9 protein-coding genes are annotated in these 10,904 nt (G+C 73.7%); 2 read left to right on the forward strand and 7 right to left on the reverse strand.

All coding sequences use genetic code 11. The features are described 5' to 3' along the window. Positions 1-311: 311 nt before the first annotated feature. Positions 312-527, reverse strand: a complete 216-nt coding sequence (locus AB0L25_RS40490) for a WhiB family transcriptional regulator (protein ID WP_171064042.1) — start codon at positions 525-527, stop codon at positions 312-314. A 447-nt stretch (positions 528-974) separates the two neighbouring features. Further along, complete coding sequence (locus AB0L25_RS40495) at positions 975-1,907, reverse strand: hypothetical protein (protein ID WP_500178912.1); 933 nt, start codon at positions 1,905-1,907, stop codon at positions 975-977. Positions 1,908-2,244: 337 nt separating this feature from the next. On the opposite strand from AB0L25_RS40495, the gene cofD reads away from it, so the two are divergent. Continuing rightward, complete coding sequence (gene cofD / locus AB0L25_RS40500) at positions 2,245-3,204, forward strand: 2-phospho-L-lactate transferase (protein WP_500178913.1); 960 nt, start codon at positions 2,245-2,247, stop codon at positions 3,202-3,204. Continuing rightward, positions 3,201-4,487 carry a coenzyme F420-0:L-glutamate ligase gene (locus tag AB0L25_RS40505; protein WP_500178915.1) on the forward strand — a complete coding sequence of 429 codons (1,287 nt, stop codon included), beginning with the start codon at positions 3,201-3,203 and terminating at the stop codon, positions 4,485-4,487. The genes cofD and AB0L25_RS40505 overlap by 4 nt, the downstream gene beginning before the upstream one ends. 72 nt (positions 4,488-4,559) lie before the next feature. Here AB0L25_RS40505 and AB0L25_RS40510 read toward each other — a convergent pair whose 3' ends face one another. The 5 genes from AB0L25_RS40510 to AB0L25_RS40530 all read right to left on the reverse strand — a co-directional run bounded on the left by AB0L25_RS40510 (position 4,560) and on the right by AB0L25_RS40530 (position 10,801). Continuing rightward, a complete protein-coding gene (locus tag AB0L25_RS40510; RefSeq protein ID WP_500178917.1) occupies positions 4,560-7,115 on the reverse strand; it encodes a bifunctional FO biosynthesis protein CofGH in 2,556 nt (851 codons plus the stop codon). A gap of 340 nt (positions 7,116-7,455) precedes the next feature. Then, positions 7,456-8,349 (reverse strand): DNA-3-methyladenine glycosylase family protein, encoded by an 894-nt coding sequence (locus AB0L25_RS40515; RefSeq protein ID WP_500178918.1) that lies wholly within the window; start codon positions 8,347-8,349, stop codon positions 7,456-7,458. Positions 8,350-8,386: 37 nt separating this feature from the next. After that, positions 8,387-9,400, reverse strand: a complete 1,014-nt coding sequence (locus tag AB0L25_RS40520; protein WP_500178920.1) for an RNA polymerase sigma-70 factor — start codon at positions 9,398-9,400, stop codon at positions 8,387-8,389. Positions 9,401-9,474: 74 nt separating this feature from the next. Beyond that, entirely contained in the window at positions 9,475-10,248 is a 774-nt protein-coding gene (locus AB0L25_RS40525) for an SDR family NAD(P)-dependent oxidoreductase (protein WP_500178922.1), read from the reverse strand. 106 nt (positions 10,249-10,354) lie between these two features. Next, the gene (locus AB0L25_RS40530; RefSeq protein WP_500178924.1) at positions 10,355-10,801 is read right to left on the reverse strand and encodes a YybH family protein; all 447 of its coding nucleotides are present in this window, start codon (positions 10,799-10,801) and stop codon (positions 10,355-10,357) included. Positions 10,802-10,904: the final 103 nt, after the last annotated feature.

Raw genomic sequence — 10,904 nt, forward strand, 5'->3', positions numbered from 1 at the left:
CGCCGGGGAGGCCTGTGGGGGGGCGCGTTGCCCGCGCGGCATCGGGGCGGCCGGGGGCCCCCCGGGGGGTCGCCACGGCTCTTTCGTGTATTCCGGCGTCTATGGGCGGCCGTCCGCGCGCACGCGTCCGGCGGCATCCGGCCGGACGGGCGGGCGGTGGGCTCCCGGTCCTGGTCCGCGCGGCGCCGCTCCCCCACGGCGCCGGCCGGACCCGGCTCGTTCTCGCCTCCCGCCTTCCCGGCCGGGGCGCCGCCGCCGGATCGCACCGGCGGCGGTCCCGCCCGCCGGACGCGCGGCCGGCGGGCCCGCCGCTAGACGGCCTGGCGCTTCAGCTTCCGGCGTTCCCGCTCGGACAGCCCGCCCCAAATACCGAAACGTTCATCGTGCTGCAGCGCGTACTCCAAGCACTCAGTACGCACCTCGCATGCGCGGCACACCTTCTTGGCCTCGCGAGTGGAGCCGCCCTTCTCCGGAAAAAACGCCTCCGGGTCCGTCTGCGCGCACAGTGCGCGCTCCTGCCAGCCCATCTCTTCGCCGTCTGTGCCGTGCGCCAGCGGGATGACCACCTCGCTCACAGCGCACCTCCCTGCCCGTGGAGCCCCCTGGATCAATGCCTTCCCTCAGGCTCCTTCCCCCGAGAAGGCATAGAAACTACACCCACGAAATTACACGTGTGTAGTGCCCGCTCCGTCAAGCGGAACGAGTTCGCGCGGGGACATAGCGGGTTATGTACAGATACCCCTGATGACCTTTGGCTGAAGATCAGTTAATCGGCCGGTCACCTGGGGGAAGTTCGCGCGCCGCGGGCACCGCGCGCGGCGCGCCTTCCGCCGATCACGCGACCGATCGGGCGCCGATCACGAGACCGATCACACCGCCCATCATGACGCCGATCACGATGCCGATCTCGGCACCGATCATGACGCCGATCACAAGCGGGTCACGGGCCCGTCACCGGGGTCGGCGCGGCCGGTTCACTGCGGGGGCGGCGGCCGGTTGTCGCGGTACCAGTCGCCGCCTTCCTCGGGGCGCTGCTCGCCCGGCTGCGGCGGGGCGGGCTGGGTGCCCTGCGGGCCCTGCTCCGGGGCGGCCGGGGAGCCGCCGCCGTAGGCGCGGGTCCACTCGCCCATCTCGTCCTCGTGCTGCGCGCCCGGGCCGGTCTGCGACGGCTGCCCCGGCTGCTGGTAGCCGGGCTGCTGGCCGTACTGCTGCTGAGGCTGGGCGGGCTGCCCGTACTGCTGCGGCTGCCCGTACTGCTGCTGGGGCTGGCCGAACTGCTGGGGCTGGTCGCCCTGCGGGCCGGTCTGGCCGGGCTGCCCCGGCTGGCCGAACTGCTGGTACTGCTGCGGCTGGCCGGGCTGGCCGAACTGCTGGCCGGGCTGGCCGAACTGGCCGGGCTGCGGCTGTCCGGGCGGGCCCTGCTGGTAGCCGAAGTCGGGGTAGCCCTGCTGCATCTGCGGCTGCGGCTTCGGGCGCGCGGCCTGCATGCCCTGGAAGACGGTCAGGACGAACCAGACGCCGACGCCCATCACGGCGACCTTCGCGGCGCCGATGAGGAAGGTCGTCAGCTTGTAGATCGAGTCGGGCCCCTCGGCGAGCATTCCGCCGAGCCAGCTGATGACGCCGAACAGCAGGATCCCGCCGAGGACGCCGAGCGCGCCCATCGTGATGTTGCGGGCCTGCCGCGTCGCCGTGCCCCAGGTCGTGAGCAGCACCGCGAGGACCACCATCGCGACGATGTAGACCTCGGTGAACACTCCGCCGACGCTCTCGTCGTAGGCGCGGGAGGTGAATTCCCCGTTACCGCCCAGCAACCGGATGATGCCCGCCAGCAGGTGCACGCCCGCAGCGGCGAGCAGGACCCAGGCGGCCGGTTCGCGCAGGCGCTGGACGGCTTCCTTGTTCACTGCGACTTCTCCAGACCGAGGCATTCCGATGACACGGCAAAGCTTTGCACATCTCGCCCGCCGACGTCTCCGTACCCCGCCGGGCGCGAAATCGTCACGGGCCGGACGAGCCAGACCATTCGACGGTCGTCCGGCGGTGATGTCGGGGCGCCGCCGGACCGCCGCGTACCGCGCCGCGAGCCGGTGCGCGGACCCCGGTCCGGACGTTGGCGAGTGTCGAACGTCACCGCCGCCGGACGTCACCGCCCGTCCATTCTCGCGCGTCCGCGCCCGGATCCCGTGAGGCGCACCGGAGCGGCCCCGCGGGGTCCGTTGAGCAGGCCGTAGGGTGATCGGCATGAACATCGTGGCGCTGGCGGGCGGCATCGGCGGGGCCCGCTTCCTGCGCGGGCTCCGGTCGGCGGTCCCGGACGCGGAGATCACCGTGATCGGCAACACCGGCGACGACATCTCCCTGTTCGGCCTGCGGGTCTGCCCGGATCTCGACACCGTCATGTACACGCTCGGCGGCGGGATCAACGAGGAGCAGGGCTGGGGACGCACCGACGAGACGTTCACGGTCAAGGAGGAGCTCGCCGCGTACGGGGTCGGGCCGGGCTGGTTCGGGCTGGGCGACCGCGACTTCGCCACCCACATCGTGCGGACGCAGATGCTGGAGGCCGGGTACAAGCTGTCGGCGGTCACCGAGGCGCTGTGCGACCGGTGGAAGCCGGGCGTCCGGCTGATCCCGATGACCGACGACCAGGTCGAGACGCACGTCGTGGTCGACGACCCGGAGCACGGGCGGCGCGCGATCCACTTCCAGGAGTGGTGGGTGCGGCTGCGCGCGTCCCTCCCGGCGCTGTCGATCGCGCCGGTCGGGGCGGAGGACGCCAAGCCGGCGCCGGGGGTGCTCGCGGCGATCGGCGCGGCGGACGTGGTGCTGTTCCCGCCGTCGAACCCGGTGGTCAGCATCGGGACGATCCTGTCGGTGCCGGGCATCCGGGACGCGGTCGCGGCGAAGACGGTCGTGGGCGTCTCCCCCATCATCGGGGACGCGCCGGTGCGGGGCATGGCGGACGCGTGCCTGACGGCGCTCGGGGTGGAGACGACGGCGCAGGCGGTCGGCGAGCTGTACGGGCCGGGGCTGATCGACGGCTGGCTCGTGGCCGAGGCGGACGCGGACGTCCGGGTCGAGGGCGTCGAGGTGCGGGCGCGGCCGCTGCTGATGAGCGACGCGGCGGCGACGGCCGACCTCGCGCGCGCGGCGCTGGACCTGGCGCTGGAGCTGCGGCGGGAAGACGAGGACGCGCGATGAACCTGCGGGTGTTCGGGGTGCCGGGGCTGCCGGAGGTGGCCGAGGGCGACGACGTCGCGGCGCTCGTCCCCGGCGACCTGATCGAGGACGGCGACGTGCTGGTCGTCACCTCGAAGATCGTCAGCAAGGCGGAGGGCCGGGTCCTGGTCGCGGACGACCGGGAGAAGGCGATCGACGCGGAGACCGTGCGGGTCGTGGCGCGGCGGGCGCACGCGCGCGGCGAGACGCGGATCGTGGAGACGCGGCAGGGGCTCGTGCTCGCCGCGGCGGGCGTCGACGCGTCGAACACGGCGCCCGGCACGGTGCTGCTGCTGCCCGAGGACCCTGACGCGTCCGCACGCGCCATCCGGGCCGGGGTGCGCGCGCACACGGGCAAGGACGTGGCGGTCATCGTGTCGGACACCCTCGGACGGCCGTGGCGCAACGGGCTGACGGACGCGGCGATCGGCGTCGCGGGCCTCACCCCCCTCGACGACCTGCGGGGCCGCGACGACGCGCACGGCAACCGGCTGGAGGCGACGGTCACGGCGGTCGCGGACGAGATCGCGGCGGCGGCCGAGCTGGTGAAGGGCAAGCTGTCCGGGGTGCCGATCGCGGTGGTGCGGGGGCTCGGCGCCCTCGTGACGCCCGACGACGGCCCGGGGGCGCGCGCGCTCGTCCGTCCCCCTGCGGAGGACATGTTCCGGTACGGGTCGGCGGACGTGCTGCGCGCGCGCCGCACGATCCGGGAGTTCACCGACGAGCCCGTGGACGGCGCCGCCGTGCGGCGCGCGGTGGACGCCGCGATCCTCGCGCCCGCGCCGCACCACACGACGCCGTGGCGGTTCGTCCTGCTGGAGTCGGCGGAGTCGCGCACCGGCCTGCTCGACGCGATGCGCGACGCGTGGGAGGCCGACCTGCGCGGCGACGGCTTCTCCGAGGAGTCGATCACCAGGCGGCTGCGGCGCGGCGACGTGCTGCGCCGCGCCCCGTACCTCGTCGTCCCGTGCCTGGTGATGGACGGGTCGCACGACTACCCGGACGAGCGCCGCGCGGCCGCCGAGCGGGAGATGTTCGTGGTCGCGACGGGCGCGGGCGTCCAGAACCTGCTGGTCGCCCTCGCCGTCGAGGGCCTCGGCTCCTGCTGGGTGTCGAGCACGATGTTCTGCCGCGACGTCGTCCGGCGCGCGCTCGACCTGCCGGACGACTGGGACCCGATGGGCGCCGTCGGCGTCGGGCACCCGGCGGCGCCGCCGCGCGAGCGGCCGCCCCGGTCCGCCGAGGCGTTCGTGACGGTGCGCTGACCACGCGCATGAACGGGCCGGACGAGCCGGCCGACGGGCCGGACGGGCGCGCCCGGCCGGCCCGTCCGCGCGTCAGTTGATCGGCTGGAGCGGCAGGCTCTTGCGGCCGAACTCGCCGATGCCGTCGGTGCGGCGCGCCGCCTCGACGCGCTCCGCCGGGACGTCCCCGTAGAGGGTGGTGCGCTGCCGGGCCGGACGGCCCGCGCGCGCGGCGATCGCCTCCAGTTCGCTGATGGGCTTGAACGAGCCGTTCTCCGAGCCCGCCATGCGGCTGATGGTCTCCTCCATCAGCGTGCCCCCCAGGTCGTTGACGCCTCCCTGCAGGACGCGCGTGCACAGTTCGTCCCCGAGCTTGACCCAGGACGTCTGGATGTTGGGGATCGCGCCGTGCAGCAGGATCCGGGCCAGCGCGTGCACGGCGACGTTCTCGCGGACCGTGGGTCCCGGACGGGCCAGCCCCGCCAGGTAGATCGGCGAGTTGTGGTGCACGAACGGCAGCAGGACGAACTCGCTGAACCCGCCCGTCCGCTCCTGGAGCGACCGCAGCAGCTTGATGTGCGCGACCCAGTGGGCGGGGGTGTCGACGTGCCCGTACATCATCGTGGACGTCGTCGGGATGCCGACCTCGTGCGCGGTGGTGACGACCTCGATCCACTGGTCCGTCGGGAGCTTGCCCTTGGTGAGCACCCAGCGGACGTCGTCGTCCAGGATCTCCGCCGCCGTGCCGGGCAGCGAGTCGACGCCGGCCTCCTTCGCGGCCTGCAGCCACTCCCGGATCGACATGTCGGTGCGGCTCGCGCCGTTCACGACCTCCATCGGGCTGTAGGAGTGCAGGTGGATGCCGGGCGCGCGGCGCTTCACCTCGCGCGCGAGGTCGAAGTAGGCGGTGCCGGGCAGGTCGGGGTGGATGCCGCCCTGCATGCAGATCTCGGTGGCCCCGGCGGCCCACGCCTCGTCCACCCGGTCGCCGACCTGCTCCAGCGAGAGCGTGTAGGCGTCGGCGTCGGTCCGCCGCTGCGCGAACGCGCAGAACCGGCAGCCGGTGTAGCAGACGTTCGTGAAGTTGATGTTGCGCGTCACCACGTACGTGACGTCGTCGCCGACCGCGTCCTTGCGGAGGTCGTCGGCCAGCTTGGCGAGCGCGTCGAGTTCGGGGCCGTCCGCGTGCAGGAGGGCGAGGGCCTCGTCGTCGGTGAGGCCGCCCGGGTTCCGCTCGGCGCGCGCGAGAGCGTCCTTGACGTCGGCGTCGAACCGCTGGGGCGCGGTCATGCGTTCCTTGAGGGCGTCCCAGTCGCCGTACACCTCGTCGAAGTCGTCCCGCCGGTCGCCGGTGCGTCCGGTGGTGTCGATCTCGGTGTGCAGGTCGGTGCGTCCCGACGCCTCGAAGCCGCCGTCGGGCTCCTGCCAGGGACGCCCCTGCGGGACGGCGCCCTCGCGGGCGAGGCCGGTCGCGGGGTCGGCGAGCGCGGCGACGTGCCCGAGCAGCCGCGGGTCCAGCCACGGCTCGCCGCGCTTGACGTACTCGGGGTAGATCGTCAGCCGCTCGCGGAGCTCGAACCCGGACGCCGCCGTCCGTTCGGCGAGCTCGTCGATCTGCGGCCACGGACGCTCGGGGTTCACGTGGTCGGGCGTCAGCGGGGACACGCCGCCCCAGTCGTCGATGCCGGCCCGCAGCATCAGCGCGTACTGGTCCGCGACGAGGTTCGGGGGCGCCTGCACGCGCGCCTTCGGGCCGAGCACGAGCCGGGTCACGGCGATCGTCGCGGCCAGCTCGTCCAGTTCGGCGTCGGGCGTGTCCCGCATCTTGGTGTCGGGCTTCGCACGGAAGTTCTGCACGATGACTTCCTGGATCGCGCCGTACTCCCGCATCGTCCTGCGGATCTCGAAGATCGCGTCGGCGCGTTCCTCGACGGTCTCGCCGATGCCGATCAGGATGCCGGTGGTGAACGGCACGTTCGTCCGTCCGGCGTCCTCCAGCACCCGCAGCCGGACGGCCGGGTCCTTGTCCGGGGAGCCGAAGTGGGGGCCGCCCCGCTCGCTGAACAGCCGCGTCGCGGTCGTCTCGAGCATCATGCCCATCGACGGCGCGACGGGCTTGAGCCGCTGGAAGTCGCGCCAGCCCAGCACGCCCGGGTTCAGGTGCGGCAGCAGCCCGGTCTCCTCCAGCACCCGGATCGCCATCGCCCGCACGTACGAGAGGGTGTCGTCGTAGCCGTGGGCGTCGAGCCACTCGCGGGCCTGCTTCCACCGGTCCTCGGGCCGGTCGCCGAGCGTGAACAGGGCCTCCTTGCAGCCCATCTCCGCGCCCCGCCGCGCGATCTCCAGCACCTCGTCGGGGCTCAGGTACGGCGCGTCCAGCTTGTGCGGGACGGTCGCGAACGTGCAGTAGCCGCAGCGGTCGCGGCACAGCCGGGTCAGCGGGATGAACACCTTGCGGCTGTACGTCACGACTCCTGGACGGCCGGCCGCCGCGAGCCCGGCGTCGCGGGTCCGCGCCGCGTAGGTCAGCAGGTCGTCGAGCTGCTCGCCGCGGGCGTGCAGCAGAATCGTGGCCTCGGATCGGTCGAGCGTCTTGCCGTCACGCGCGCGGGCCAGGGCCCGGCGCACCGCGGTGCTGGTGACCTCCATGCGGGCACTCTATGCCAATCGTCATAATCTCCCGCGAGGCGGGGGCCGACCAAGACCATCAGACACAGCCCTGATCAGCGGCTTCGTATTCCCGATCCGCCATAGTGAAGTGTTTCTAACACGATCACTCCAGGAACATTAGCTAGACCTGAACAATGATCGGGTTCAGAATCGAGGCAACCGCGCGGGAACGTCCGAACCTTCGACAAGGACAGACCCATGATCGTCATGCTCGCCCTCATCATCGCCCTCGCCGTCCTCGGCCCCCTGTTCGGCGCCGACAGCCGCGACGGCCTCGACCACGCGCCCGGCCACTTCTGGCGGCGCCGCCCTTTCCGCCTCAGAACGACCGGTAGTCGCGCATCGGCAGCCGGGGCCCCCGCCGCGGCGGGCGCGCACCGGACGCTTCCAGCAGCCGGGTGACCCGGTACCGGTGCCCCGCGTACGGCTCCAGCAGCTCGAGCATCCCGGCGTCGTCCACCTTCCGGCCGGCGAGCGCCCAGCCCACCACCCCGGGCAGGTTGTAGTCGCCGACCGAGACGGCGTCGGGATCGCCCACCGCACGCTGCCGCACCTCCGCGGCCGTCCACACCCCGATCCCCGGCAGGGACGTGAGCCGCGCCGCGCCCGGGTCGTCCTCCAGCCGCCCCGCGACCCGGGCCGCACCGATGATCGTCCGCGCCCGCACCGCCTCCAGACCCGCCTTGTGCCACTCCCACGACGGGATCCGCGCCCACACCGCGGGCGGCGGCGGCACCCGCAGCCACGGCGCCCCCGGCGCCGGCCGCCCGAACCGCCGCACCAGGTACCCCCAGGCCCGCCACGCCTCCTGCCCGAGCACCTTCTGCTCCATCACCGCGGGCACGAGCGCCTCGAACACCCGGCGCGTCCGTCCGATCCGGAACCCCGGACGCCGCCGCACCTGGTCGCGCAGGACGTCGTGCAGCGGGACGAACTCCTCCGCCGGGTCGTCGGCCCCCAGCAGCGCGGGCACCCCGTCGAGCAGCCACCCGGCCCCCGGGCCCCACGCCGCCGCGTCCACGACGTCCCCGACCTTGCGGAGCCGCAGCGTCCCCGGGCCGTCCGGCGTGAACGACGCCCGCCAGACGAAGCCGTCCCGCACCTGGAACGCGGGATCGTACGGCCCCCGGGCATGCGGCGCCAGCGTGCGCCCGATCTCCAGCGGCCAGGGCGCCCGCCACTCCCGGCCCATGGCCGCACTCTCCCCGAACATACGTTCCCATTCTGCCAGCCACCCGGCCCCACCACACTCAGCCCGGGGAGGACGAGCGGTCCCGGGCGGGCTCCGTCCCGGCGTCCCGGTTCGCCTCGCGGAAGGCCGCCCAGATGTCGGCCACGGGACCCACGTGCCCGAGCTTGTCGGGGTTGCTCACCGTGCGGATCGTCTGGATCCGTCCGTCGAGGACGTCGAGCGACCAGATGTTGAGCACCCCGCCGTCCCGGTCCCGGAAGATCGCGCCCGGGCGGCCGTTCACCTGGTGCGGTTCCACCGTCGCGCCGATCCGCGGGAACATCTCGAGCAGCCGGACGAGCGCCCGCGCCACGTCGCCGTGCCCGACGAAGCGGTCGTCCCAGCGGGGCGCCTTGCCGCCGGCGTCGGCGACCAGCTGGACGTCGGCGGCCAGCAGCGCGGTCAGCGCCGCGACGTCCCCGTCCCGGAAGGCGTCGAGGAACCGGCCGGCGAGCCGCTCGCGGTCCGCCCGGTCGGCCTCGAAGCGGGGACGGCCCGCGTTCATGTGGCGGCGCGCCCGGACGGCGAGCTGGCGGCTCGCCGCCTCCGAGCGGCCCACGGCGGCGGCGACCTCGGGGAACCCGAACCCGAACACCTCCCGCAGCACGAACACCGCGCGCTCGAGCGGGCTGAGCCGTTCGAGCAGGAGCAGCGCCGCCATCGACACCGAGTCGGCCAGCTCCGCCGACCGCTCGGGGTCGGTGTAGGGGTCGTCCAGCAGCGGCTCCGGGAACCAGGGGCCGACGTACGCCTCGCGCCGGACGCGCGCCGAGCGCAGCACGTCGATCGCGATGCGGGTGACCGTGGCCGACAGGAACGCCTTGGCCGAGGCCGGTTCGGTCGGGGTGGCCTCGTAGCGCAGCCACGTCTCCTGCACCGCGTCCTCGGCCTCGCTCACGCTGCCGAGGATCCGGTAGGCGATCGAGAACAGCAGCGACCGCAGGTCCTGGAACTCCTCGGCCCGCCTCGCCCCGGTCCCTCCCCCGAACCCCGCGCCGTCATGGCCGTCGCCGTCTCGCCGGCCGGCTCGCATCGCCCGCCTCCCTCCCGATCGGAACCCGCTGATGGGACGCGCGACGGATCGGCCGGCGCGGTCCGGTACCGCCCTCACCAGGGCAGCGGGCCCTCCTCGCTGAAGAACCCGGCGGTCGGCCCGTCCGCGCCGACCGTGGCCAGGCGCACCACCACGGCGGCGCCCTGCGCGGGGGTGAGCACCCCGGTGTTGTTGTTGCTGTCGGTGGCGACGTAACCAGGCGCGACGGCGTTGACCAGGACGCCGTCCTTGCGCAGCTCGTTGGCGTACTGCACGGTCAGCGCGCTCAGCGCGGACTTGGACGGCGCGTACGCCGCCGACGGCACCAGGGACGCGAAGGGCCCGTCCGGGTCGCCGGTGAGGGTCAGCGATGCGGCGTGGCTGCTGACGTTGACGACGCGCGGCGCCGGCGACCGCCGCAGCAGCGGCAGCACGGCGTTCGTCACCGCGATCACCCCGAACACGTTCGTCTCGAACACCGCCCGGACCATGTCCAGGTCGACGGTGCTGGGGATCTGGTCGGTGGCGTCCGCGGGCGAGACCCCCGGCGGGGTGCCGGTCACGCCGGCGTTGTTGACCAGCACGTCGAGGCGGCCGAACTCGTCCTCGATCCGCGCGGCCGCACGCCGGACGACGGCGCGGTCGGTGACGTCCAGGACGATCGCGCGCGCGTCGCCGCCTCCGGCGCGCAGCGCCGCGGCGGCCTCCTCGCCGCGGTGGGCGTCTCGGGCGCCGACCAGGACGGTCATGCCCAGTTCGGCGAGCCGCCCGGCGACGGCCCGGCCGATCCCCTTGTTCGCCCCGGTGACCAGCGCGACCTTCTTCTCGTGCGTGCCCTGCTCGGTCATGATCGGCTCCTCGCGGTCGGAGGGTGCGCTCCGTGCGGCACCCGTCTTCGACACCCGAGACGAGACGGCCGCGCCGCCTGTGACATGCGAGCCGGAAATTCTTCGTTCACCGTTCGGTGGGCGTGGGCTCCCGTTCCGGGCGTCCGGTGAAGTCGTCTAGGCCGTTCTCCCGGGTGTTGTGGACCGCGCGGATCTTCCAGGCGCCGTCGCGCCGGACGAGCACCATCGTGATCAGGCCGGTGCGGTCTTCGGGGGCGGCGGCGCCGGGGAGCGTGTGGCCGGGCCAGCTCCACCGGGTGTGGACGAGCGCGACGTCCGGTGCGATCTCGGCGATGCCGACGATCTCCTGCGTGTAGTTGCGTTTCTGGGCGACCACCGAGGCGGGCACGTCCTTGTGCCCCTCGATGTTGTCGTGCCGCGTCCGCCACCAGACGCCGCGGTGGGTGATGAAGTCGCAGTCGTCGGTGAAGTAGGCGCCCCAGGCATCCATCTCGTGGCGGATCCAGTGGCCGGTCTGGGCGTGGAGCGTGCGCCGGATCTCGTTCTCGTCCATGCACCGATCATCGAACCTCGAGTTTGGTCGAGGTCAAGTGCCGGGGGTCCGGCCGGGCGGCGGCGCCGGGCGGCCCCCCCGGGGCCGCGGGGGGGCGCGGCGC

Source organism: Spirillospora sp. NPDC052242 (assembly GCF_040679555.1).
Lineage (GTDB): Bacteria > Actinomycetota > Actinomycetes > Streptosporangiales > Streptosporangiaceae > Spirillospora.